The sequence below is a fragment of the Sphingomonas sp. genome (assembly GCF_035910975.1).
GTDB lineage: Bacteria > Pseudomonadota > Alphaproteobacteria > Sphingomonadales > Sphingomonadaceae > Sphingomonas.
In genome coordinates this window covers 387,081-410,149 of sequence record NZ_JAMHWM010000029.1, presented here as the reverse complement: position 1 = coordinate 410,149, position 23,069 = coordinate 387,081, and the positions used below count along the sequence as shown (strand labels likewise).

24 protein-coding genes are annotated in these 23,069 nt (G+C 66.9%); 11 read left to right on the top strand and 13 right to left on the bottom strand.

Features of this window, described 5'->3' with window-relative positions:
* Window positions 1–36 precede the first annotated feature (36 nt).
* Together VYI76_RS08400 and VYI76_RS08395 are read left to right on the top strand one after the other, a co-directional pair.
* A complete protein-coding gene (locus VYI76_RS08400; protein WP_326524314.1) occupies window positions 37–408 on the top strand; it encodes a dihydroneopterin aldolase in 372 nt (123 codons plus the stop codon).
* A 1-nt stretch (window position 409) separates the two neighbouring features.
* Window positions 410–1,159 (top strand): SDR family oxidoreductase, encoded by a 750-nt coding sequence (locus VYI76_RS08395; RefSeq protein WP_326524313.1) that lies wholly within the window; start codon window positions 410–412, stop codon window positions 1,157–1,159.
* On the opposite strand, the gene VYI76_RS08390 is transcribed toward VYI76_RS08395, so the two are convergent.
* Window positions 1,156–1,992: a hypothetical protein gene (locus tag VYI76_RS08390; RefSeq protein ID WP_326524312.1), complete on the bottom strand. Its 837-nt coding sequence runs from the start codon at window positions 1,990–1,992 to the stop codon at window positions 1,156–1,158. The genes VYI76_RS08395 and VYI76_RS08390 overlap by 4 nt on opposite strands.
* Window positions 1,993–2,212: 220 nt before the next feature.
* On the opposite strand from VYI76_RS08390, the gene VYI76_RS08385 reads away from it, so the two are divergent.
* From VYI76_RS08385 to VYI76_RS08365, 5 genes are all read left to right on the top strand, one after another.
* Window positions 2,213–2,872 (top strand): energy transducer TonB, encoded by a 660-nt coding sequence (locus VYI76_RS08385; protein WP_326524311.1) that lies wholly within the window; start codon window positions 2,213–2,215, stop codon window positions 2,870–2,872.
* Window positions 2,873–2,959: 87 nt separating this feature from the next.
* Entirely contained in the window at window positions 2,960–3,769 is an 810-nt protein-coding gene (locus VYI76_RS08380) for a MotA/TolQ/ExbB proton channel family protein (protein WP_326524310.1), read from the top strand.
* A gap of 100 nt (window positions 3,770–3,869) precedes the next feature.
* Window positions 3,870–4,349: an ExbD/TolR family protein gene (locus tag VYI76_RS08375; protein WP_326524309.1), complete on the top strand. Its 480-nt coding sequence runs from the start codon at window positions 3,870–3,872 to the stop codon at window positions 4,347–4,349.
* A 34-nt stretch (window positions 4,350–4,383) separates the two neighbouring features.
* Entirely contained in the window at window positions 4,384–4,809 is a 426-nt protein-coding gene (locus tag VYI76_RS08370) for an ExbD/TolR family protein (protein WP_326524308.1), read from the top strand.
* 166 nt (window positions 4,810–4,975) lie between these two features.
* On the top strand, window positions 4,976–5,341 hold the full coding sequence (locus VYI76_RS08365) for a tetratricopeptide repeat protein (RefSeq protein ID WP_326524307.1): 366 nt from the start codon (window positions 4,976–4,978) through the stop codon (window positions 5,339–5,341).
* Between the two features lie 46 nt (window positions 5,342–5,387).
* On the opposite strand, the gene dcd is transcribed toward VYI76_RS08365, so the two are convergent.
* The 9 genes from dcd to VYI76_RS08320 all read right to left on the bottom strand — a co-directional run bounded on the left by dcd (window position 5,388) and on the right by VYI76_RS08320 (window position 13,918).
* Window positions 5,388–5,942, bottom strand: coding sequence for a dCTP deaminase (dcd, locus tag VYI76_RS08360; protein WP_326524306.1), 555 nt, complete (start codon window positions 5,940–5,942; stop codon window positions 5,388–5,390).
* 67 nt (window positions 5,943–6,009) lie between these two features.
* Window positions 6,010–6,549 (bottom strand): hypothetical protein, encoded by a 540-nt coding sequence (locus VYI76_RS08355; RefSeq protein WP_326524305.1) that lies wholly within the window; start codon window positions 6,547–6,549, stop codon window positions 6,010–6,012.
* A gap of 14 nt (window positions 6,550–6,563) precedes the next feature.
* Window positions 6,564–7,742: a vWA domain-containing protein gene (locus VYI76_RS08350; RefSeq protein ID WP_326524304.1), complete on the bottom strand. Its 1,179-nt coding sequence runs from the start codon at window positions 7,740–7,742 to the stop codon at window positions 6,564–6,566.
* Window positions 7,743–7,753: 11 nt separating this feature from the next.
* The gene (locus VYI76_RS08345; protein WP_326524303.1) at window positions 7,754–9,145 is read right to left on the bottom strand and encodes a hypothetical protein; all 1,392 of its coding nucleotides are present in this window, start codon (window positions 9,143–9,145) and stop codon (window positions 7,754–7,756) included.
* 35 nt (window positions 9,146–9,180) lie between these two features.
* Window positions 9,181–9,684: a CHAP domain-containing protein gene (locus tag VYI76_RS08340; protein WP_326524302.1), complete on the bottom strand. Its 504-nt coding sequence runs from the start codon at window positions 9,682–9,684 to the stop codon at window positions 9,181–9,183.
* Window positions 9,685–9,778: 94 nt separating this feature from the next.
* Window positions 9,779–11,263, bottom strand: a complete 1,485-nt coding sequence (locus VYI76_RS08335) for a YfcC family protein (RefSeq protein ID WP_326524301.1) — start codon at window positions 11,261–11,263, stop codon at window positions 9,779–9,781.
* A gap of 66 nt (window positions 11,264–11,329) precedes the next feature.
* A complete protein-coding gene (locus tag VYI76_RS08330) occupies window positions 11,330–12,172 on the bottom strand; it encodes an AAA family ATPase (protein WP_326524300.1) in 843 nt (280 codons plus the stop codon).
* 80 nt (window positions 12,173–12,252) lie between these two features.
* Window positions 12,253–12,918 (bottom strand): DUF6975 family protein, encoded by a 666-nt coding sequence (locus VYI76_RS08325; protein WP_326524299.1) that lies wholly within the window; start codon window positions 12,916–12,918, stop codon window positions 12,253–12,255.
* Between the two features lie 139 nt (window positions 12,919–13,057).
* Window positions 13,058–13,918: a PAS domain-containing protein gene (locus tag VYI76_RS08320; RefSeq protein ID WP_326524298.1), complete on the bottom strand. Its 861-nt coding sequence runs from the start codon at window positions 13,916–13,918 to the stop codon at window positions 13,058–13,060.
* Window positions 13,919–14,158: 240 nt separating this feature from the next.
* Here VYI76_RS08320 and VYI76_RS08315 point away from each other — a divergent pair, with 240 nt between their 5' ends.
* Both VYI76_RS08315 and VYI76_RS08310 read left to right on the top strand, forming a co-directional pair.
* Window positions 14,159–16,192 (top strand): hypothetical protein, encoded by a 2,034-nt coding sequence (locus VYI76_RS08315; RefSeq protein ID WP_326524297.1) that lies wholly within the window; start codon window positions 14,159–14,161, stop codon window positions 16,190–16,192.
* A gap of 156 nt (window positions 16,193–16,348) precedes the next feature.
* Entirely contained in the window at window positions 16,349–16,708 is a 360-nt protein-coding gene (locus VYI76_RS08310) for a hypothetical protein (RefSeq protein WP_326524296.1), read from the top strand.
* 50 nt (window positions 16,709–16,758) lie between these two features.
* Here the strand turns inward: VYI76_RS08310 and rpoD are convergent, their stop codons facing one another.
* Genes rpoD through VYI76_RS08295 form a run of 3 tightly spaced genes read right to left on the bottom strand, consistent with a single transcriptional unit; the run spans window position 16,759 to window position 21,156 of the window.
* A complete protein-coding gene (gene rpoD, locus VYI76_RS08305; RefSeq protein WP_326524295.1) occupies window positions 16,759–18,804 on the bottom strand; it encodes an RNA polymerase sigma factor RpoD in 2,046 nt (681 codons plus the stop codon).
* An 18-nt stretch (window positions 18,805–18,822) separates the two neighbouring features.
* Window positions 18,823–20,667: a DNA primase gene (gene dnaG, locus VYI76_RS08300; RefSeq protein ID WP_326524294.1), complete on the bottom strand. Its 1,845-nt coding sequence runs from the start codon at window positions 20,665–20,667 to the stop codon at window positions 18,823–18,825.
* Window positions 20,668–20,688: 21 nt separating this feature from the next.
* Window positions 20,689–21,156, bottom strand: a complete 468-nt coding sequence (locus tag VYI76_RS08295) for a GatB/YqeY domain-containing protein (protein ID WP_326524293.1) — start codon at window positions 21,154–21,156, stop codon at window positions 20,689–20,691.
* Between the two features lie 99 nt (window positions 21,157–21,255).
* Between VYI76_RS08295 and carA the strand changes: the two genes are divergently transcribed.
* Together carA and VYI76_RS08285 are read left to right on the top strand one after the other, a co-directional pair.
* A complete protein-coding gene (gene carA / locus VYI76_RS08290) occupies window positions 21,256–22,494 on the top strand; it encodes a glutamine-hydrolyzing carbamoyl-phosphate synthase small subunit (RefSeq protein WP_326524292.1) in 1,239 nt (412 codons plus the stop codon).
* Window positions 22,491–23,069, top strand: a complete 579-nt coding sequence (locus VYI76_RS08285) for a hypothetical protein (RefSeq protein WP_326524291.1) — start codon at window positions 22,491–22,493, stop codon at window positions 23,067–23,069. The genes carA and VYI76_RS08285 overlap by 4 nt, the downstream gene beginning before the upstream one ends.

The following is a 23,069-nucleotide window of genomic DNA, read 5'->3' as shown; positions in this document are numbered from 1 at the left end:
GCTTTCGCGGGCGCGCCGATGTGGTATCGCGCCGCCATGTCCGATCGTCTCACGCTCCAGGTCCATGATCTGGAGGTCATGGTCCTTACCGGCATCTATTCGGAAGAGACCCACCTGCCGCAACCGTTGCGGATCTCTATCGACGTCGATCTGGATTGCCCGGCGCGGTTCGCGCCGGAGACCCCGCTGACCGTATCCAAGAGCTACATCGACCTGAAGCACGCGGCGACCGCGGCCCTGCCCGAGGGGGTTCATTTCACCCTGGTCGAGGCGGTCGCCGATCATATCGCAGAAACGCTGTTCCTGCAGGACGCGCGCGTGGCGCGGGTGCAGGTGAGGATCGTCAAGCTGGCGATCGCCGAACCCGGCGAATCGATCGGCATCACGCTCGTGCGGAACCGGCGCTGACATGGCGCCGCTTGCGCTAGTCACCGGGGGGTGTCGGCGGCTGGGGGCGCATATCGCGGCGCGGCTGGCGGAGGCGGGCTATGATCTGGCGCTCCACAGCGGCAGCGGCGCCGCAGCCGAGCCGTGGCTGGTCGAGCGGCTTGCCGGGTCGCGCCACGCGCTGTTTACCGCCGATCTGAACGACGCGGGCGCGGTCGCGCGGCTTGTTCCCGAGGTGGCGGCGCGATTCGGCCGCCCGATCGACCTGCTTGTCAACAGCGCGTCGCGCTTCGCCGCGATCGGCACGGACGGGGGCGAGCCCGACACGCTGCTCGATCACCTGGCGGTCAATCTCGCCGCTCCCGTGGCACTTGCGCGGGCCGTAGCCGCCGGAGCGGCCGGTGCCGCGATCGTCAACATCCTCGACCAGCGGATCGCCAATCCTCCGGTCGACCAGCAGGCCTATACGATCAGCAAGCAGGCGCTGGCGCAGGCGACCCGCACGCTGGCGCTGGCGCTGGCCCCAGCCGCACGGGTCAACGGCGTGGCGCCGGGCCTGGTCCTGCCGACTCCCGATTACGCACCGGGCCAGGTCGAGCGAATCGGCGGGATGATGCCGCTGGGCCGCAACGCGCGCGCGGACGAGGTCGCCGACGCCGTGTTATGGCTGGCGCAGGCGCGGGCTGTGACGGGCCAGACGATCTTCGTCGACGGCGGCGCGCATCTGAAGAGCTTCGGCCGGGATTTCGTCCACCTCGCCCGTGACGCCTAGCGACAGGGCCCCAGCGCGCGCAGGACGAACTGGTAATCCGCGCGCGCGACGGCGGCATCGGCGGGCTCCATCGCCACGACCGATCGTGCGGGCAGGGCAGGGGGCAGGCCGCAGGCGAGGCGATACCACAGCAGGGTGTCGCGCGGCGGCGGTCCGGCGGCCTCATCGACGATCTCGCTCAACGCGACCGCCCAGCGGCGCTGCTCGCCGGGGCGGCGCAGGATCGACAGCGATACGGGGCGGCTGTCGGCGGTGTTGAGGAATATCTGCGTCTCGCCCTCGCCGGGCAGGGTGCCGGCGACGTGGAAGGCATTCCCCACCCCGGTGATAGCGGGCGGCGCATCGGCGGCGACCACTTCGCGCGCGATCGTGCGAACAAGCGCGTCGAGCGCGGGCGTCCAGGAAAGCTGAGCGTCGGGCGCTGTCAGCTGCACCTCGGCCGGTCGACCGGGCACGGTGCGGGCGAACAGCAGCACGCGGGCCTTGCGCAGCTTGGGCGGGCGGCCCCGGAAATCGAGCGGAACATCGGCGAGGTAGGAGATTCGCGTCGCGACGCCGGCTGGGCCGCGAATCAGTGCGCCGACATCCGCGGTGACATAGAATCGGGCGTGTCCGGGGCGCAGGCCGGGCGATTCTTCGGGCTTCAGCCGTGTCGCGCTGCGGATCGTGGCGTCGATGACCGCGGACGCGCCGAGCACCCGGCCGGCGACCGCGGCGTAACTCGGGCCGACCTGCCCCGATTCGGCCACGATCTGGGTCGCCAGCGCCGGAAATGCGGCACAACCGGCCGCTGCGAGCGCGATCGAAAGCCGCGCGGGAATGATCCACTGCATGATGCAAATCGATAGCCGCAGGGCATGGTATGATACAGAAATAATTTGCGTGCACGGCGGCTGTACGTTTGTTGCGCCCGACAAAGCGTTTGCGTCGTCGCAACCACGTGATAGAGACACATTCGCCCTGCCGCAGGCATGTCCACGTCTGCGGCGGAAGGATGGCAATGGAGAGATCCGGCGCCCCCTTAAGTCAGTCATGAGGGAGTTTCGTAGCTGAATGGCCTACGCTGACCGGAGTATGAGCGGTAACCGCGTGGTGGCACTTGTCATCGTCGCGCTGTTGCACGCCGTGATAGGCTACGCCTTCGTGACGGGGCTCGCCTATCAATATGTGAAGAAGGCCCAGGAGAAGCTGTCGACCTTTGAGGTCGAGGAGCCGCCGCCGCCGCCTGAAGAAGTGCCGCCGCCGCCGCCGCCGCCGGACCAGCCGGTCCAGCCGCCGCCGGTTGTGACGCCGCCGCCGATCGTGCAGACGACGGCGCCGCCGATCGTGATCCAGTCGGTGCCGACACCGCCGCCGGCCTATACGCCGCCGCCGCCGGCTCCGCCGCCGCCGCCTGCGCCGCCGCCCCCGCCGCGGATCAGCCAGAAGGCATCGCCGAAGGGTAACCCGGGGCAGTTCTTCGGGCCGGACAACTATCCGCCGACGGCGCGCCGCGAGGGTGCCGAGGGCCGGGTGTCCGCGGCGCTCACGATCGGCACCGACGGTCGCGTCAGCGACTGCCGCGTGACGTCGGGCAGTGGCAACCGCGATCTCGACGATGCGACCTGTCGTATCTCGCGGGCTCGCGTCCGGTTCACTCCGGCGAAGGACGATGACGGCAATCCGATCGCATCGACCTACCAGCTCAACGTGCGCTGGCAGCTGGAACAGTAGCGGATATGCGGAGGCGCGGGTCCGCCCGCGCCACCGGTTAAGACTTCAACTGGCGTTTCACGTTTTTAGTCAAAGGACCAACCGAGCATGATCACGACCATTCTCGCCGCTGCTGCTCCGGCGGCCGGCGCCCACGGTGGGGAAAACCCGTACGGCCTGTGGGCCGCGCTGGAACAGGGCGGCTCGATCGCCTGGGCCACCTTCCTGATCCTCGTCGGCATGTCGATCGTGTCGTTCTACATCATGTTCACCAAGCTGTTCGAACAGCAGAAGGTGATCAACCAGGCGAAGCGCGTGCGCCAGTCGTTCTGGTCGTCGAACAGCCTGCGCGAGGGCGCGGCGAAGCTCGACAAGAACTCGGCCTATCGCCAGATCGTCGACGACGGCATCACCGCGCAGGACCAGCACTCGCAGCTGACCGACCCGGTCGAAGCGCATGACTGGCTGCACGGCTCGCTCGCCCGCTCGGAAGCGGCGATCAACTCGAAGCTGGGCACCGGCCTCGCGTTCCTCGCGACCGTCGGCGCGACGGCGCCGTTCATCGGCCTGTTCGGCACGGTTATCGGCATCTATCGCGCGCTCATCAAGATCGGCATGGCCGGTCAGGCGTCGATCGACGCGGTCGCCGGCCCGGTCGGTGAAGCGCTCATCATGACCGCGCTCGGCCTGGCCGTGGCGGTTCCCGCCGTGCTTGCCTACAACTGGCTGCAGCGCCGTAACAAGTCGATCTCGGAAGACCTGTCGGCCTTCTCGAACGACGTGCTGGGCTTCCTGGCCTCGAACGGCGCCGTCCGTCCGAGCTTGGCGAAGGGTGCGCCAGCCAAGGCGGCGGCTCCGGCCAAGCCCGCGGCGACCACGACTGCCGGCCAGTCCGGCGGCGTGCAGACCAAGGCGTAAGTCTGAAATTCCGGGGCCGCGCGATCTGCGCACGGCCCCGGATCGGCCCGGCGCGACGCTCGCGCCGGACTGGGCAAGTTGAAGTAAGGATAGGCTCGCAATGGCGATGAGCACAGGCGGAGGTTCCGCCGACGATACCCCGATGTCGGACATCAACACGACGCCGCTCGTCGACGTTATGCTGGTGCTCCTCATCATCTTCCTGATCGCGATCCCGGTCGTGATCCAGACAGTGCCGCTTGAGCTGCCCAAGGTGGCCTATGAGCCGACCCAGACCAAGCCCGAGAACGTGCTGCTGTCGATCACCGGCAACGGCGGCCAGTGCCAGGTAGCGTGGGGCCAGACCCCGGTGACGCACCAGGAACTGCTCGATCGCGGCGTGAGCAAGCTGAAGGGCGTGGTCGATCGCCTGGGCGCGAACATCACGCCGGACGACATCCCCGAGGTGCACATTCGCGGCGACGTGAACACGCCCTACCGCTGCGTCGGTGGTGCTGTGTACACGATGCAGATGGCCGGTTTCATAAAAGTCGGCTTCATCTCCGAACCGCCCCCCGGCACGACCGTGGCCCGTCAGTGATCCGCCCGCGGAACAGTCTTAGGAGTATTTCGACATGGCTATGAGCGGCGGCACGGACGACGGCCAGCCGATGATGGAAATGAACACGACGCCGTTGATCGACGTCATGCTCGTTCTCCTCATCATGTTCATCATCACGATCCCGGTTCAGACGCATGCGGTGAAGGTCGACCTTCCCCAGCAGAGCACGAATCAGGCGAATCAGATCGATCCGGAAAAGAACACGCTGACGATCGATCCGGCGGGCACCACCTATTGGAACGGTGCGCCGATCGATCCGGTGACGCTACGCCAGTATCTGGAGCGGACGGTCGCGATGGCGCCCCAGCCCGAACTGCACTTCCGCCCCGATCCGCAGGCGCGGTACGAGGTGGTCGATACGGTGCTGGTCATCATCAAGCGCGCGAACGTGTCGAAGCTGGGCTTCGTCGGCAACGAACAGTATCGCAACGATTTCTGATCCCGACCGGGGTAGAAACAGCGAAACGGAAAGGGGCGGCTTCGGCCGCCCCTTTTTTTTGTGCTCGGCGCCTGGCCCCGGAGCAAGTCGCGAAGGCCTATTGCGTACATGAAACAAAAGTGACACTCTTCTGTCATCGAACTGTAACATGAACGTGGAGAGGTCGATGGCGAAGATCGGGATGGTGCTTGGCGCAGTCACCGCGTGTCTGTGCGGAGCGACGCCGGCGATGGCGAACGGCGGCGCGGTGCGGACGGCGCACGACGCGATCGTGCGGGGCGACTTCACTTCGGCCGAACAGACGCTCGCCGCCGAGCGCCGGATCTTCCCGGCTCGACCCGAAGTGACGATCAATCTGGCGGCGGTCTATGCCCGCACCGGTCGTGCGGATCTGGCGACGTCGCTCTACCGCGACGCCCTGTCGCGCGATGCGGTGATGCTCGATCTTGGCGACGCCCGGCCGGTGTCCTCACACGTCATCGCCCAGCGTGGCCTGTCGCGCATCGCGGCGATCCAGACGGCGGCGCGCTGATCCTGAGCGTCGGCGGGGTAAGCTCCGCCGCGCAGATCAACGGCGGTTACAGCTTCGGCAAGGTCACTCCACGCTGGCCCATATATTTGCCCGCGCGGTCGGCGTAGCTGGTCTCGCAGGGCTGGTCGCCCTTGAGGAACAGGAACTGGCACGCGCCCTCGTTGGCGTAGATCTTGGCGGGCAGCGGCGTGGTGTTGGAAAATTCCAGCGTGACATGACCCTCCCACTCGGGTTCGAGCGGGGTCACGTTCACGATGATGCCGCAGCGCGCATAGGTCGACTTGCCCAGGCAGATCACCAGCACGTCGCGGGGCACCCGAAAATATTCGACCGTCCGCGCCAGCGCGAAGCTGTTCGGCGGGATGACGCAGACGTCGGTCTGGCGATCGACGAAGCTGTTGGCGGCGAAATTCTTGGGATCGACCACCGCCGAATCGACGTTGGTGAAGATCTTGAACTCATCGGCGACGCGCGCGTCATAGCCGTAGGACGACAGGCCGTAGCTGATGCAGCCCTCGCGCCGCTGCCCCTCCACGAACGGCTCGATCATGCCGTGTGCCAGCGCCTGCTCGCGAATCCAGATGTCGGAAAGAATCGCCATTGTCGTCCCCGATGTGCGGGGCTCAGCTTTCGCGGGATCGGCGGGGGCGGGCAAGGGGCCTGTTCGTCTATTTGATCCATTCGCATTCGGGCAGGCACATCATCGTTCGCCGGGGGGCCGGTATCGGGCGAAGTGCCTCCACGCGGTCGACGAGAACGATACGATCGGATCCCCCAAATCGGTTGCGCGCGGGGTAGGCGACCTCACGGCCGACGAAGCTGATCGTGTAGGCGCGGCGGGGTGACGCGCGGATGCCGTCTTTCAGGCGGCTGTCCGTCGTCCTGCCGATTTCGAGGTCAATCGACCACGGGGTCCATCGCCAACTTTTCGGAATGCCCTTGCTCGACGGCACGAAGTGCGACGCTTCAAAATCGGTCAGCCAGACACCCGAATAGCGCCGCGGAGCTGTCGTGGAGAGGCACGCGTCAACGCCCGTGAACATCTCATATGTGACGCCGTTGTGTTGCATCGGTTCGCGGCATGGCAATCCAAACACCCCCAGCGTCAATGCGCGAAGCCGGTCGGAGAATTTCTTGTAGGCATAAGCGGGAGGCCTGCCATCGAAAGGCCCCTGGCAGCCGGTAATCGCGAGGGATACGACGAGCATGGCCGAAGCCACCCTCACTGTTTGCGTCCCAGCTCCCGCATCGCATCGTCTAAGCCCGCCAGCGTCAGCGGGTACATTCGGTCGTTCACCAGTTCGCGGATGATCCGCACTGATTGCGAATAACCCCATTGTTCCTGCGGTACCGGGTTGAGCCATACGGTCGCGGGATAGGTGTTGGTCAGCCGGTAGAGCCACGCCGCGCCGGCTTCCTCGTTCATATGCTCGACCGAGCCGCCGGGATGGGTGATCTCGTACGGGCTCATCGACGCATCGCCGACCAGTACGACCTTATAGTCGTGGCCGAACTTGTGAAGCACGTCCCATGTCGGCGTGCGTTCGGTGAAGCGGCGGCGGTTGTCCTTCCACACGCCTTCGTACAGGCAATTGTGGAAGTAGAAGAATTCGAGGTTCTTGAACTCGGCGGTGGCGGCCGAGAACAACTCCTCGCACAGCTTCACGAACGGGTCCATCGATCCGCCGACGTCGAGGAACAGCAGCAGTTTCACCGCATTGTGCCGTTCCGGCCGCATCCGCACATCGAGCCAGCCCTGTTTCGCCGTTCCTTCGATCGTGCCGTCGATATCGAGTTCATCGGCCGCGCCCTCGCGCGCGAAGCGGCGCAGGCGGCGCATCGCGACCTTGATATTGCGGGTGCCGAGCTCGCGGGTGCTGTCGAGGTTCCTGAACTCGCGCTGATCCCACACCTTGATCGCGCGCTTGTGAGTACTCTCGCCGCCGATCCGCACGCCTTCGGGGTTGTAGCCCGAATTGCCGTAGGGCGACGTGCCGCCGGTCCCGACCCATTTGTTGCCGCCCTGGTGGCGACCCTGCTGTTCCTCGAGGCGCTTCTTGAGCGTCTCCATGATCTCGTCCCAGCTGCCGAGCGACTTGATCTCGGCCATTTCCTCCGGCGTCAGGAATTTCTCGGCGACGGCCTTCAGCCAGTCGGCGGGGATGTCTCCGCCCTGGATGCCATAACTGGTGGCGACGCCGCGAAACACCTTGGCGAAGACCTGGTCGAAGCGATCGAGCAGCCCCTCGTCCTTCACGAAGGTGGCGCGGGCGAGGTAATAAAAGGCTTCGGGCGTCCGTTCGATCACGTCGCGGTCGAGCGCCTCGAGCAGGACGAGATGCTCCTTCAGGCTGGCGGGAATGCCGGCGGCACGCAGCTCGTCGAGGAAGCCCAGGAACATGGGCGCCAGCGTTACGGTGTCAGTGCGCGTTCGTACAGCCGCCAATGCGTGCCCGACAGGCCGAACGCGATGCCGCCAGCGATCGGACGGTATTGCGCCCCGCACAGGCTAGGGCGCGTTGGGAACGGCTCTTCGCCGTCGCGATCGACGAACAGGAAACGGCCACAGGGGGTTATCCGCACCGGATAGGCGAGGCGGGCGGCGCCGACCTCGACCACGGCCGAGGCGCGCGGGCGGTCGAGCGTGACGGTGGCGCCTCCGGGTGCCCGCGCGTGCATGGCGGCGATTGCGGCGCCGGTGTCGGCCCGACGATCCTGGACGATGCGGATATCCTCGCGCACGCTGCCGATCAGCAGCAGCCCGAGCGCGAGGATGCCGGCGAGGCGCGATCGGCCCGGCCGGGCAAGCGTGGCGCCCAGCGCTTCTCCGGCGAACAGCAGGATCGCGATCGCCGACAGCAGATAGTAGCGCGGGATGCCGGGGTTGCCGAGCTGGACCAGCGCGACGCCGAGCGGCAGGCCGGCAATGGCGAGGAGGTAGAAGGGGGCTCTGGGGCCGCCTTGCCAGAGGATCGCCCCGACAAGGGTTACTAGTGTCGCGAGCGCCAGGGGAACGGGGAGGAACAGACCGGTTCCGTAGCCCAGCATGTCGCGCAGGCCCGCGCTCCAGTCCGCGAGGGTGAACGTCTGGTAGTTGCCGAACTGGAAGCCGGCCATTCCCGGAAGCCACCACAGGACCGCGCCGGCGGTCAAAAGCGCGGCGATCATGGCCGGGCCGATCAGCCTCGCGGTATCGCCAAGCCCCCGCACCGCTCCCGCCACTGCACCGCGTCGCCAGGCGACCCAGCCCGCCAGCGCGAACAGGCCGAACAGCATCGTAAGCTGGGAGAGCAACCCAAGCACGACAACCGCCGCCAGCCCCAGCGCCGGTACCGGACGCTCCGGTGCGTCGAGCCATCGCCCGACGATCCAGATCGCGATCAGCAGGCACAGGGTCATCGGCGCATAACCGCGCGCCTCGCTGCCATAGGTGACCAGCATCGGCGCCAGCGCGAACAGCGCCGCCGTCGCGAGGGCGACCGCCCGCCCGCGCGGCGCGACGATCAGCGTCGCGACAATGATCGCCAGCGTGCCCGTGACGATCGACAACCCGCGCTGCGCAATCGGGGTCGCATCGATCCCGACCAGTTGCAGCCACAGCGTATTCAGATGGTGATTATTGTCGTGATGGATGTTCAGGAACACGCCCGCCGGGGTGGCGACATCGCGTGCGAACACAGCCGACCACGCCTCGTCCAGCCACAGCCCGCCCTGTGCGGCGGCGAGCCGCCACGCCGCGCCCAGCGCAACGATCAACAACAGCAGCAGTGGCCAGAGGCGTGCGGATGGGGACGGAGCGGGCATCGCCGCGCGATCGTGCGGCATCGGATGCCCGGACGCTAGGGCGCGTAGGCGTCGATCAGCGACCCGACGTAATCGGGTGCCGCGCCGCTCAATTCGCGCGTGTTGCCGCCGCGCGGGCCGTAGATGAAGCCATGGACCGGATAGGTCGATCCGCCGAGCCCGGTGGTGTCGCGGAACCAGACGCGCACCTGCGACCAGTCGTTGCGCGGTGACACATCGAACAGGGTCACGTCCTGTTCGACACGCCCGCGCTTGCCGTCGAAGCGCGACCAGTTGGCATGGGTCAGCATCAGCACGCGCGGTTCGACGATACGGCTGACGACGGCGACATGGCCGAGAGGCAGCTTCGACGATTTGGCGAAAGCGACGACCGCGCCGACGCGCGGCGCCTTGCCACGCGGATAGCGTCCGTCGGCCTGGCCCCACCAGGTCCAGGCATCGCCGTAGATCTGGATGCCCGACGCTGCGCGCGCGAAGGGCACGCACTGGCCGACATAGTCGAGGATCGATGCGGTCGCGGGCAGCGGAACCGCGACCATCGCCGCGCCGATCCCTATCCGCCTGATTACGCCACCCAGCATCCGCAAGCTGATGCACCAGCGGCGGTTGAGATTCGGTTAGCGCGGGGCTGCTTCAGGCCGCCATCGCCAACGCAGCGATACAACAGAGCGCCAGCACCGCCATCACCGGCGTTATGAACCGCAACCACGCGCCATATCCGACGCCCAGCATCGCTAGCGACGGGAGGATCAGGCCGACCGGGGCGATCAGGTTCATCAGGCCCTGGCCGAACAGATAGGCGCTGACCAGCGCGGAGCCCGATACGCCGACCGCCGCCGCCACCGGGGAGAGCAGCGGCATCGTCAGCAACGCCATCCCCGAGGACGACGCGATGGCGAGGCAGAAGACGAAGAAGAACGCCATCGCGCCGATCAGGAACAGCGACGGCGGCGTGCCGGCCAGCAGACGGCTGGCCCAGTCGATAATCGTCGCATCGACGCGGCTGCCTTCCAGGATCACTGTCACGCCGCGCGCCAGGCCCACGACCATGCCGACGCCGAGCAGGTCGCGCGCACCCTTCAGGAAGGTTTCGGTCCGGTCGCCCGCCGGCTGGAACAGGCCGAGCAGGATCGCCGCGCCAAGGAACAGCGCGGTCATCTCAGAAAACCACCAGCCGAGCCGGGCGACACCGAAGATCATCACGGCGAAGGTCGCCGCGAACAGCAGCAACATGACCTTCACGCGCGGGGTGAGCGCGGGCGGCGCGCCGGCATGGACTTCGGCCGTGGCCGGTACGTCGGCAACGGCGGTCGGCGCCAGCGACCGCGCGGGATCGCGGCGCACCAGGCTGGTATAGCGGATCGTCCAAGCCAGCAGCAGCGCGACCGCGATCAACCAGATCGCGCCGCGCGCGACGATGCCGTCGGTCCAGCTTGCTCCGGCAGCGGCGCTGGCGATGATCGTCGAAAACGGGTTGGTCATGCTGCCGATCACCCCGATCTGCGACCCGCCGTAGATAGCGGCCAGAGGCACCATCCGGTCGTAGCCGGCGGCCAGGAACACGGGGGCGAGCAGGGGGTAGAAGGCGAGCGTCTCCTCGGCCATGCCGAACGTCGCGCCGCCCGTCGCCATCAGAATTGTGACGATCGCGATCAGCCAGTATTCGCGTCCGCGAAACCGGTGCGCCAGGCTGGCGAGGCCAGCGTCGAACGCCCCCGAGCGGTTGAACAGCGCGACGAAGCCGCCGATCACCAGCACGAAGAAGATGATGTCCGCCGCCGCGACCATCCCGGCGACCGGGGCGGTCAGGATCGCCAGCGGGCTGGCGGGCTTTGCATCGGTTCGGCGATAGCTGCCCGGTATCGGGACAGGGCGCGATGCGGTGCCGTCGACGAAGCTGGCGAGCGGGGCGCGGATGCCGAGCTGGTCAAGCGTCTGCTGCGTTGCCGGCGCGAGCCGTTCGCCGCCGCTGCCGGTCATCACGAACGCCGCGCCGGCCTTGTCATAGGTCAGCCGGTCATGTTCGCCGGCCGGGATCAGCCAGGTCGCGACGGCGGTGATGGCAAGGATGGCGAAGAGCAGGGCATAGACCGACGGCGCACGACGCAGGATCGACATTCGGGTTCCCCCGTAGCGTCGGCCTCGATCGCCCGCCAACAAAGCGTGCGGGCCGAGCCGCGGGCGCTACTTCCGCTGTCGGCTCAGGAACGCCAGCCGTTCGAACAGCATGACATCCTGTTCGTTCTTCAACAACGCCCCGTGCAGCGGCGGGATGGCCTTGGCGGGATCGCGGTTCTGCAACACATCCAGCGGCATGTCCTCGTGCAGCAACAGCTTCAGCCAGTCGAGCAGTTCGCTGGTGCTCGGCTTCTTCTTCAGGCCCGGCACTTCGCGGATATCGTAGAATACGTCCATCGCCTTGCTGACGAGCAGCTTCTGGATGCCGGGGAAATGGACATCGACGATCGCCTGCATCGTCTCGCGATCGGGAAATTTGATATAGTGGAAGAAGCAGCGGCGCAGGAACGCGTCGGGCAGTTCCTTCTCGTTGTTGCTGGTGATGACGACGATCGGCCGTTCGACGGCGCGCACGGTTTCCTTCGTCTCGTAGACGTGGAACTCCATGCGATCGAGTTCCTGGAGCAGGTCGTTGGGGAATTCGATATCCGCCTTGTCGATCTCGTCGATCAGCAGGACGGGCAGCTGGGGGGCGGTGAAGGCTTCCCATAATTTGCCGCGGCGGATGTAGTTGGCGATGTCATGGACCCGCTCGTCGCCGAGCTGGCCGTCGCGCAGGCGGGCGACCGCGTCATATTCGTACAGCCCCTGCTGCGCCTTGGTCGTCGATTTGACGTTCCACTCGATCAGCGGCGCGCCGACCGCCTTGGCGATCTCATAGGCCAGCACGGTCTTGCCGGTGCCGGGCTCGCCCTTGACCAGCAACGGGCGCCGCAACGTGACGGCGGCATTGACCGCGACCTTCAGATCGTCGGTGGCGACATAGCTCTGGGTGCCTTCGAAACGCATCGCATCCCCGATCGGTAGCTTTGGAAGATCGGGTACGCACTAACGCCTGACGGTGGCAGTGCAAGCGGCAGGGGAGCGCCTCAGCTTGCCGAGCGGGCGGCGGCGCGTCCTTCGAGCAACTGCCACAGCGCGCGGTGCTGCGCGAGCAACTGTTGCGCCCCGAACAGCATCGCGCGTTCGAACGAAACCGAATCGGCCAGCATGGCGACCAGCGTGGCGCATTCGGCCTCTCCCGGCAGCGGGGCGTCGGGCAGATCGATGCCGCTGCGCGTGGCAACGGTGGCGAGCACGGCGCGCACCGACGCCCAGTCCAGCAGCAACGCCAGTGCGGCACCCACCGGGCATCCCGGGCGATCCGATGCGGCGAGCATGTCGATCGCGTGAAGCTGCGCCGCGATGGCGGCTTCCGATTCCGCCTGGCCGGGCGTGCTGGGCAGGGGGCCGACCGCGGCGACAAGCCGGACGAGCGTGGCGCGCTCACCGGCAAAGGCATCGGCCACGCTGGCCAGCCAGCTGGCCGAGGCGGGATGCGTCGCCCGCCCGCGCGCCAGATCGAACACGCCCGGGTGGCGTCCGTGAAGGAGGCACAGGCAATGGGTGGCGTCGGCCAGGTCACGCATCGTCGCGCCGGGACGGACAAGCGCCTGAACCTGAGCCTCCCGCGCACTGCCGTCGGCATCAACCAAAGCGGTGATCGCGGCCCACGCCTCACCGAACCTGTCGCCTTGAGTCTTGCCGAAAGCCATGGAACCTCGCCGTCATGATCGGGAACACGCAGCCGCCGGGGGCGACGCAGGAGCCGATGTCGGGGCAAAGCCTATACCGAAGCGCGTAAAAGCGAGGTTTATCCGCCTTTAAGTATCTGGCAACCGGCGGGTGGGGTGCTCAGCGAGCATAGGCGACGGTGGCGATCACCGCGTCGATCGACGATCGCAGCATTTCGGCGGAGAGTCCGACACGCACCGGCACCGCCGCCCCGCGATTGACCAGCAGCACGGCATCGGCCGCCTGCGGCTCGATCCGTTCCACCGCGCGTTCGAAGGCGTCACTGACGCCGGCCCGCGATCCGATATCGAACAGCGTCGCCAGGCGAACGCTCCGATAGGCTTCGACCGACAGGCCCGTCATCGCGCCGAAGGTCGGCGTCGCCTCGGTGACGAAGCCGCGCAGATTGATGCGCAGGATGGCGACATCGCCGAGTACGGCCAGCGTCTGCTGTACCGCATCGGACAGGGCATTGCGCTCGACCCGGGCGTCTGTTTCCTCGCGGTCGCGACCGACGATCGCGACGCCCGGACCATAGGGCTGTACAGTCACATCCATCCGCCGCTCGCCGCCGCCGCCGATCCGCAGCAGGAAGGTTTCGACGATACCGGTCGCGCAGACCTGATCGACCGCGCGCATCACGATCGGACGGATACCGTCAGGCAACAACCCTTCGAGTGCGATGCCGGACACGTCGTCGCGGGCGAAATGGCGGTGGGCGGAAGGGGTCATGGCGCGGACGTGAAGATCCTGGTCCGCGACGATGACCATCGCGGGGATCAGGTCGAGCAAAGCTTGCGCCTGGTCGAACGGGTCACGGTGGGCGCGGCCGGGAGCGTCGACCAGTCGCTGCATGAAATCCACCGACGCGAGTACGAGTCGCGCACGGCCATGGTGGCGGATGTATACGGGAGCGCTGAGCGCGCGATCCTGCCACGCTCCGAAACGCCTGACGAGTTCGGACGCGGAAACCGTGTCCACTGCCTCTCCCCGGGTTGCGGGCCCGATAGCGCCGGGCCGATCCTCTTATAGTCTGCGCCAATAGTACGCAGAAAGCCACAAATGGCTCCGAATTCGCGGTAACTCTTTGTCAGTGAAGTGGTTATTCCGGCCTCAACAGGGGGCGACACCGCGCAAACTGCGTAATTTCCTCCGCCTTGCGCCACCGCCTTGCGTGCAGGCCGACGCCCCATAATCGGCGCATCTCTGGAGGAACCGCACATGACATCGCGCCACTTCACCCGCAAAACCTGTCTGGTCGCCATGCTCCTGCTCGGCACGGCCACGGCCGCCCCGGCCCAAATCCTGTCGCTCACCATCAACGACGCGCTGCTCAACCTCGATGCACGCGTGACCCTGGAGGCCGGGCGGATCACGGTTCTGGAGGGGCAGGTCGTGAGTACGACGTCGGCGCTGGCGACCATGGGCTCGAATGTTCAGTCGCTGTCGACGGCCGTCGCCGCGAACGCCGCCGCCGCGACCGCGCTGTCGGCCCGAGTGGATGCGCAGGTCGCGATCGGGGCAGCGCTTGATGCGAGGGTAACCGTCAACGAGGGAGCGATCACGGTGTTGCATGCGGCGGACAATGCGCTGTCGGCCCGGATCGATGCCAACGCGGGCGGTCTCGCCGCGCTCGACCTCCGGCTGGGGGCGCAGGAAGGTGCGACAGCGGACCTCGACACGCGGTTGGGGGGCGTCGAAGGCGGACTGACCGGCGCGTTGGGCCGTATCGCGACGCATGACGGCCAGATCGCTTCCCTGCACGGGCAGCTGGCGAGCCAGGGCAACCAGATAGCGGGAATGGGCACGCGGATCGATGCTTCCGAAGCCGCCGCGGCGGACGCGCTCGCCGCGACGGCGGCGCTCGACCTGCGCGTCGGGGGCAACGAAGTCGCAACCGCCGCGCTCGGCGGACGCGTCGGCTCGCTGGAGACGGGTGTCGCTGCGCTGGGCGCCCGGATCGACGGACAACAGGCGATCAATGCGACCCAGGGGGATCAGATCGCCGCGTTGCAAGCGGGAGCGGCAAACAGCGCCGCGGCGGTTGCCGGGCTGGGCAGCCGCGTCGATGCCCATGACGGCGCGATCGCCGCGCTGCAGATCGCGGTCGGCGGTGGTGGCGGAGGCGGCGGACCGGGCATGATCGCCAGCATCGCGGGCCTGCAAGATAACGTCGCGGCGGTTCGCGCCGAGGTGTCGCTGCACGGGGGGCGGTTGACTGCGGTCGAGACCGAACTCGGAGGATTGGGCACGCGTGTGGACGCCACCGAAACCGCGATCGCTGCATTGTCGGTTCAGACCAGCGGACTCGACAGCCGCGTGGGCGCGCTCGATGGCCGCGTCGGTGCGCTGGAGGGGGCCGCGCAAACCAATGCCGCCGGCCTGGCGGCACTCGGTGGACGGGTGGACGGCCTCGCGGGTGACGTGGCGACGATCCGTACCGATCTGGTGGCCACCAACACCGCCGTCGGCGCGCTCGCGGTCGATGTCTCGGTACTCGGTGAGCGGGTGGGCATGGTGGAGACCACCCTGTCAGGCACCGTGTCCGCGGTGGCCGCGCTCGACGTTCGCGTTGGCGACAACAGCGCCTCGATCGCGCGTGAACGGGCGCGCAACGATGCGCAGGATGTGCGGCTCGCCGGGCATGACGCGCGGATCGAGGCGGTCGCCTCCACCGCCGACGCCGCGGTTGCCGGCACACAGGCGTTGCGCGCCGATGTGTCGGCGGGGCGGATCGGTATCGTCCAGGTCGGCGCCGACGGCGGTATCCGGCTCGGCGACGGGCTCGGCGGTACGGAGGTGTCGATGGCCGGAACTGCCGGCGCACGCCGCATCTCAGGTGTCGCGGCGGGCACGCAAGCGGACGATGCCGCGACGGTCGGCCAGTTGACCGGGGCGATGGCCAGCACCCTGTCCGCCGCCAACCTCTACACCGACCGCGCCGTGATGCGCGCGCTGGACCAGCAGATGGGGATGACGCAGGCGCTGATCGGCGAGAACAACGCGATCCTGCGCCGTGAGATGAACGGCGTCGCAGCGGGCGGTGCGGCGCTTTCAGGTCTCCCCCAGTCGATGATACCGGGCAAGGGCTTCGCCGGTGTCAGCATGGGGGGCAAGGGCGGCGAGGTGTCGATCGCGTTCGGCGCGTCAAAGGCGTTCAGCGGTGAGAACGCACCTGTGCTGCGCGCGGGTGCGGCGATCGACACACGGCGTGGGGATGTGACGTACAACGCCGGGGTCGGGCTGCATTTCTGACGAGCGGGAACCGAAAGATGCCGGCCGTCGGTACGCCGGCGGCGGACCCGGTCCTCCGCCCTGGCGGCGATTTCAGGTAAAGCTCAGCCTTTGCTCATGTCCGGCGGCGGGCCGTTCGCTAGCCTCGTCGCCATCAAACGGCAGGAAAGGCGCACGATGACGGGCAGGGCATATTATTCGGCGGCAGGCGCGATCGCGCTGGCGGCGAGCCTCGCGCAATTCTGGATCAGGATGGTCGGCAGCGACGACAATCCGGTCAACCTCGGCTTCTTCGGCATCGTCTTTGCCGCCGCCGCCTGCGCCTGGACGGTGCGGTTCGAGGCGCGTGGCATGGCGCGCGCGATGGTCGCGGTCGCCGGGGTGCAACTGGTGGTCATGGCGTTCGTGGCGACCGCGCCTTCGACGCCGCGCAACGAACCGCACGGCGTTGCCGGGGTGCTGATCGTCGGTGCCGTATTCGCGGCGCTGTGGCTAACCTCCGCCGCGCTATTCCGGCGCAGCGCCCGCATCGACTAGCAAGGCGGTGACGAAGCCCCGGATCACCCGCGTGATCCGGGACGGTTCGCCTATTGGTCGAGGAACGACCGCATCTTGCGGCTGCGGCTCGGATGCTTGAGCTTGCGCAGCGCCTTCGCCTCGATCTGGCGGATGCGTTCGCGCGTGACCGAGAACTGCTGGCCGACTTCCTCCAGCGTGTGATCGGTGTTCATGCCGATGCCGAAGCGCATGCGCAGCACGCGTTCCTCGCGCGGGGTCAGCGACGCCAGCACGCGGGTGACGGTTTCCTTCAAATTCGCCTGGATCGCGGCGTCGACCGGGATCACGGCGTTCTTGTCCTCGATGAAATCGCCCAGGTGCGAATCCTCCTCGTCGCCGATCGGCGTTTCGAGGGAGATCGGCTCCTTGGCGATCTTCATCACCTTGCGCACCTTCTCCAGCGGCATGGAGAGGCGCTCGGCCATTTCCTCGGGCGTCGGCTCGCGGCCCTGCTCGTGCAGGAACTGGCGGCTGGTGCGCACCAGCTTGTTGATCGTCTCGATCATGTGCACCGGGATACGGATCGTCCGCGCCTGATCGGCGATCGAGCGGGTGATCGCCTGACGGATCCACCACGTCGCATAGGTGCTGAACTTGTAGCCGCGGCGGTACTCGAACTTGTCCACCGCCTTCATCAGGCCGATGTTGCCTTCCTGGATGAGGTCCAGGAACTGCAAGCCACGGTTGGTGTATTTCTTGGCGATCGAGATGACGAGGCGCAGGTTCGCCTCGACCATCTCCTTCTTGGCGATCCGTGCCTCGCGCTCGCCCTTTTGCACCATGTTGACGATGCGGCGGAACTCGCCCAGCGCCATGCCGGTCTGTTGCGCGATCTCGGCGATCTCGGTGCGGATGCGATCGACCGAACCGGCCTCATTCTCCGCGAACGCCGCCCATTTCTTGTCGGTCTTCGCGTTGGCGCTCAGGAAATTCTCGTCGAGCTCGTGATCGACATAGGCGTCGAGGAACGCCTTCCTCGGCACCTTGTGGCGCTCGGCGAGACGCAGCATCTGGCCGCCCAGCGCGGTGAGGCGGCGGTTGAACGAATAAAGCTGGTCGACCAGATATTCGATCTTCGCCTGGTGGAACTGGACGCTCTCGACCTCGGCGGTCAGGTCCTCGCGCAGCTTGTGGTATTTGCGCTCGTCGCCGGCGGACAGTTCGCCGCCCGCGGCCATCGCCTGCAGCCGGTCCTCCTGGACCTTGCCGAACTTCTTGTAGATCGCGGTGATGTTGGCGAACTTCTCCAGCGCCTGCGGCTTGAGCGTCTCCTCCATCTGCGCGAGGCTGAGGGTATTGTCCTCGTCATCGTCGTCCGACGGCCGCGGGGTGCGCCGCTCGGTCATCGAATCCTCGTCCTCTTCCTCGGGCGCTTCCTCGACTTCTTCCTCTTCCTTGAAGGTCGTGCCGGCGGTCTTTTCGCTGATCTCGCCCGAATCGTCGTCCTCGGCGCTCTCGACCTGCTCCGCCGACGGCCCCTTCGACAGCATGGCGTCGAGATCGAGGATCTCGCGCAGCTGCATCGTGCCTTCGTTGAGCGCAGTCGACCAGCCGATGATCGCGTTGAAGGTAATCGGCGATTCGCACAGCCCCAGGATCATCGTGTCGCGGCCGGCCTCGATCCGCTTGGCGATGGCGATCTCGCCCTCGCGGCTGAGCAGCTCGACGGCTCCCATCTCGCGCAGGTACATGCGGACGGGATCGTCGGTGCGATCGACCGTCTCCTTCTTCTTGGCGACCTCGAACGTCTGGCTGCCGTCGGTGCCGTCGTCCTGGGCGTCGACTTCCTCGGGCGTGTCGTCTTCCGGCGTTTCGTCCTCGCCGGCTTCCTCGTTCTCGACGACGTTGACGCCCATGTCGTTCAGCGCGGACATGACGTCCTCGATCTGCTCGGACGTCATCTGGTCCTGCGGCAGCATCTCGTTGAGCTGGTCGACGGTGATGTAGCCGCGCTTCTTGGCGCGCGCGACGAGCTTCTTGAGCGACCCTTCGTTCAGGTCGATCAGCGGCGCGTCGCCGGTTTCGATCGTCATGTCGTCGCCGCCGCTGTTGCCGCCGCCGTTGGACTTAGCCATCAATTATCCTCGGGAATTTCAGTTCTGCTCTTTGTCATCGAGCATCAGATTTGCAAGTCGTGCCTCAAGTGCCTGACGCTCGCGCACCAGGAAAACCTGGCGATCGAACGCTTCGTCGGTGAAACGTTCGGCCACCGCCGCCGTTGCCTCGGCCAGTGCGGCATCGACCGCCGGCCGCGCCGCCAGCACCGCGATCGCTTCGTCCAGGTCGGCGCGAGCCTGAGCCTCATCGGCCTGCGCCGCGGTGAAGCTGAACGAAACGGTATCGGCACGAAGCAGGTCGGCGGCCATGGAATCGAACCCCGACCGCGCCAATATGGTGACCAGCTTGGCGCTATCAAGCGCGCGGTCCTCCAGCGCGACATCGACCACCGCCTCGAACAGCCGGCCGAGCGCGCCGTCGGCCAGCCGCAGGCCGCCCAGCACTTCCATGTGCCGCGCGATTTCCGCCGGATGGCGGATCAGGCCGGCGAGCACCGCCTTGGCGAGCACGCGGTCGATCCCGCCGGCGTTGAGCGCGCGTGCCGCCTGCGAGGGCGGCTCGGGCGGCGGCGTCCATTTCTGCCCCGGCTTGCGGGGAGAACGCGGCACGAACGCGCGTGGGGCAGGGGCGAAATGTTCGAAGGCGCGGCGGCGGAACTCGGCGCGATATTCATCGGCGACGCCGCGATCCTGGATCGCGCCGGCCAACGCGTCGAGCCGCTGTTTCAGCCCGGCGCGCTGCTCGGGCGTGTCGAGCGGCTCGGCGGCTAGCTCATGACGCCATAGCCGGTCGACCAGCGGCTCGGGCGCGCGCAGCAGCGCGTCGAACGCCGCCGGCCCCTTCGTCCGCACCAGATCGTCCGGGTCCATCCCGTCGGCGATCGTCACGAACGACAGGCTGCGTCCCGGCGCCAGCATCGGCAACGCCCGCATCGCCGCGCGCATTGCCGCCTTCTGCCCCGCCGCGTCGCCGTCGAAGCACAGGATCGGCACGTCGGCGATCCGCCACAGCCGGTCGAGCTGGTGTTCGGTGAGCGCGGTGCCGAGCGGGGCGACCGCCTCCTCGAACCCGGCCTGGGCGAGGGCGATCACATCCATATAGCCCTCGACCGCGATGATCCGGCCGGCCTTGCGCGCGGCGGGCAATGCGCGATCGAGGTTGTAGAGCGTGCGCCCCTTGTCGAACAGCGGGGTCTCAGGCGAGTTGAGATACTTGGGCTCGCCGTCGCCGATGATGCGGCCACCAAATGCGATCGTCCGTCCGCGCGGATCGCGGATCGGGATCATCAGCCGGCCACGGAACCGGTCGTAGGGTGGTTTCTCGTCGACCGCGATCAGCAGCCCGGCCTCGACCAGCATCGGGTCGCCGAAATCGCGCAGCGCGGTCTTGAGCTTGCCGCGCGAATCGGGGGCATAGCCCAGGCCGAAGGCGCGGCGGGTCGCGTCGTTCACGCCCCGGCGCTTCAGCAGCTCGCGGGTTTCCCCGCCGTCGAGGCCGCCCAACTGCTCCTCGAACCAGTCGGCCGCCGCCTGCATCGCGTCGTGCAGGCCCTTGGCGCGCTGGGCCTTTTCGGCGGCGCGGGCATCGGGTGCCGGCATGTCCATGCCCGCCGCCTGCGCCAGATCCTTCACGGCATCGAGGAACGGCAGGCCGCGATTATCGGTCAGCCAGCGGATCGCATCGCCATGCGCGCCGCACCCGAAGCAGTGATAAAAGCCCTTGTCGTCGTTGACGTAGAAGCTCGGCGATTTCTCGTTGTGAAACGGGCAGCAGGCGCGGAACTCGCGACCCGCGCGCTGAAGCTTAACCGTCTTCGCGATCAGCCCGGACAACAGGGTCCGGTGACGCAGCTCGTCGAGGAAGGCGGGGGTGAGACTCACGCCCGCATTATAAACCCCTTATCAGCTCAACGCCGCCTTCACCAGCCCGCTCGCCTTCGCCATGTCCAGGTTGGCGGCATGGCGGGCCTTCAGTTCGGCCATCACGCGGCCCATGTCCTTCATGCCGGCCGCGCCGATCTCCGCCTTGATCGCCTCGATCGCGGCCGCCGTCTCTGCGTCGGACAGTACGGCGGGCAGGAAGCGTTCGATCACCGCTACCTCGCGGGCCTCCGCATCTGCCAGTTCCTGGCGGCCGCCCTTCGCGAACATCTCGATCGATTCGCGGCGCTGCTTGACCATCTTCTGCAGCACTTCGACCACCAGCGCGTCGTCGCTGTCAGGGGCCTTGCCCTCCCTCGACTGAGGCGCGCGCGCTTCGATATCGCGGTTCTTGATCGCGGCCTGGATCAGGCTGATCGCGGCGCGGGATTCCTTGTCGCCAGCCTTCATGGCGACGATTTGGGCGGCTTTGATGTCGTCTCGAATCATGGAAAGCCCTCTAGCGCCGGTTGACGCGGGAGGCGAGGGAGCGTAGCCGCCGCGACTTAGCGACATTGCTGCAAACCTGTACCGGAGTGCCCGCCGATCATGGCCGACGCCACCTCTTCGCACGTCCCCGAAGGAGCGACGGGCGTCCTCGTCCTCGCCAGCGGCGAAGTCGTGTGGGGCCGAGGATTCGGCGCGGAGGGCCAGGCGGTGGGCGAGGTGTGCTTCCACACCGCGATGACCGGATATCAGGAGATCATGACCGACCCGTCGTTCGCGGGCCAGATGATCGCCTTCACCTTCCCGCATATCGGCAACGTCGGCGCCAACCCGGACGACGTGGAGGCGGACAACCCCCACGCGCTGGGCATGATCGTGCGCGAGGACGTGACAGCACCGTCGAGCTTCCGCGCGGCCGAGCCGCTGGACCAGTGGATGAAGAAGCATGCCCGGATCGGGCTGGCAGGCGTCGACACGCGGGCGCTGACGCGGCGCATCCGGACGGGCGGCGCGCCCAACGGGGTGATCGCGCATTCGGCCGACGGCACGTTCGATATCCCGCTGCTCCAGCAGATGGCGCGCGAGTGGCCGGGGCTGGAGGGGATGGACCTCGCCAAAGTGGTTACCCGCGAGACGCATGGCGGCTGGGGCGAGGATCGCGCGGGCGGCGTATGGCGGCTGGGGTTCGGCTACACCTCGTCATCCCAGCGAACGCTGGGATCTCACGCCGCGAGCGTAACGCCCGAGGCGCAAGATCCCGACTTTCGTCAGGATGACGGCAAGCCTCACGTCGTCGCGATCGATTATGGCAGCAAGCACAATATCTTCCGCAACCTTGTTCACGCCGGAGCTAAAGTCTCGGTGGTGCCGGCGACGGCGACATATGACGAGATCATGGCGCTGGAGCCGGACGGCATCTTCCTGTCGAACGGCCCCGGCGACCCCGCCGCCACCGGCGAATATGCGGTGCCGGTGATCCGGAAGTTGCTGGAGACCGGAAAGCCGTTGTTCGGCATCTGCCTGGGCCACCAGCTGCTTGGTCTCGCGGTGGGCGCGCGGACGACCAAGATGTTCCAGGGCCACCGGGGCGCCAACCACCCGGTCAAGCGGCTGGAAGACGGCGCGGTCGAGATCACCAGCATGAACCACGGCTTCGCGGTCGAACGCGACAGCCTGCCCGCGAACGCGCGCGAGACGCATGTGTCGTTGTTCGATGGGTCGAACGCGGGGCTGGAGCTGACCGACAAGCCGGCGTTCTCGGTTCAGTATCACCCCGAGGCGTCGCCAGGGCCGCAGGACAGCTTCTATCTGTTCGAGCGGTTTGTGGGGATGTTGCGGTGATCGATCTGCCGCCACAGCCCGGATATGAGAATACAATTGAAGCGATTGTCCAATGCGGCATTCTGCGGCCGGGCATCAGGATAAAATATGAGGACGAGCTTCAGTCCGATGAAATCAGGATTAGCGATCTAGGCACACCTACCGATCAAAAATTAAGGTGCCTCAAGGCGGCAGTGCATCCGTTTTACATCCTGACTATCGAGAATGATGCCCAGCGGACCGCGTTTTACGAGTTTTCTGAACGCGAAAATCGTCCACAGCGCAAGGCTGAAGCCCTTGCTTGGCTGATATCGAAGCGGTTGCAAGACCGTGTGCCGAGCTTCCGCCCTGAGCAGGGTGTTGGTGCGTTCGCTGTCGCGCTGGAACATGCCTGCGAGATAAAGCCAGAAAGCGCGTTAACTGTGCATGGGGCATTAATAGCAACCCGACTGGATTTCGTGTCTAACAAAAATTATAACAACCTTGGCGACAACCTTGCCTGCCTGATGAACATGTTCACCGCATCAAATGCGAATGAGCACGGCGTTCGTTTTGGTTTCATCGGCAACGAACAGTTCGCGGACGAAAAGAAGTAA

Bases quoted from the DNA above. Each gene is read 5' to 3' on its own strand.
- VYI76_RS08390 (WP_326524312.1), bottom strand. From the start codon at position 1,992: ATGCAGTGGATCATTCCCGCGCGGCTTTCGATCGCGCTCGCAGCGGCC.
- VYI76_RS08375 (WP_326524309.1), top strand. From the start codon at position 3,870: ATGGCGATGAGCACAGGCGGAGGTTCCGCCGACGATACCCCGATGTCG.
- VYI76_RS08330 (WP_326524300.1), bottom strand. From the start codon at position 12,172: ATGCGTTTCGAAGGCACCCAGAGCTATGTCGCCACCGACGATCTGAAG.
- VYI76_RS08340 (WP_326524302.1), bottom strand. From the start codon at position 9,684: ATGGTCGCGGTTCCGCTGCCCGCGACCGCATCGATCCTCGACTATGTC.
- VYI76_RS08395 (WP_326524313.1), top strand. From the start codon at position 410: ATGGCGCCGCTTGCGCTAGTCACCGGGGGGTGTCGGCGGCTGGGGGCG.
- rpoD (WP_326524295.1), bottom strand. From the start codon at position 18,804: ATGGCTAAGTCCAACGGCGGCGGCAACAGCGGCGGCGACGACATGACG.
- carA (WP_326524292.1), top strand. From the start codon at position 21,256: ATGGCCGACGCCACCTCTTCGCACGTCCCCGAAGGAGCGACGGGCGTC.
- VYI76_RS08400 (WP_326524314.1), top strand. From the start codon at position 37: ATGTCCGATCGTCTCACGCTCCAGGTCCATGATCTGGAGGTCATGGTC.
- VYI76_RS08310 (WP_326524296.1), top strand. From the start codon at position 16,349: ATGACGGGCAGGGCATATTATTCGGCGGCAGGCGCGATCGCGCTGGCG.
- VYI76_RS08335 (WP_326524301.1), bottom strand. From the start codon at position 11,263: ATGTCGATCCTGCGTCGTGCGCCGTCGGTCTATGCCCTGCTCTTCGCC.
- VYI76_RS08380 (WP_326524310.1), top strand. From the start codon at position 2,960: ATGATCACGACCATTCTCGCCGCTGCTGCTCCGGCGGCCGGCGCCCAC.
- dcd (WP_326524306.1), bottom strand. From the start codon at position 5,942: ATGGCGATTCTTTCCGACATCTGGATTCGCGAGCAGGCGCTGGCACAC.
- VYI76_RS08385 (WP_326524311.1), top strand. From the start codon at position 2,213: ATGGCCTACGCTGACCGGAGTATGAGCGGTAACCGCGTGGTGGCACTT.
- VYI76_RS08315 (WP_326524297.1), top strand. From the start codon at position 14,159: ATGACATCGCGCCACTTCACCCGCAAAACCTGTCTGGTCGCCATGCTC.
- VYI76_RS08345 (WP_326524303.1), bottom strand. From the start codon at position 9,145: ATGCCCGCTCCGTCCCCATCCGCACGCCTCTGGCCACTGCTGCTGTTG.
- VYI76_RS08355 (WP_326524305.1), bottom strand. From the start codon at position 6,549: ATGCTCGTCGTATCCCTCGCGATTACCGGCTGCCAGGGGCCTTTCGAT.
- VYI76_RS08325 (WP_326524299.1), bottom strand. From the start codon at position 12,918: ATGGCTTTCGGCAAGACTCAAGGCGACAGGTTCGGTGAGGCGTGGGCC.
- VYI76_RS08350 (WP_326524304.1), bottom strand. From the start codon at position 7,742: ATGTTCCTGGGCTTCCTCGACGAGCTGCGTGCCGCCGGCATTCCCGCC.
- VYI76_RS08295 (WP_326524293.1), bottom strand. From the start codon at position 21,156: ATGATTCGAGACGACATCAAAGCCGCCCAAATCGTCGCCATGAAGGCT.
- VYI76_RS08370 (WP_326524308.1), top strand. From the start codon at position 4,384: ATGGCTATGAGCGGCGGCACGGACGACGGCCAGCCGATGATGGAAATG.
- VYI76_RS08365 (WP_326524307.1), top strand. From the start codon at position 4,976: ATGGCGAAGATCGGGATGGTGCTTGGCGCAGTCACCGCGTGTCTGTGC.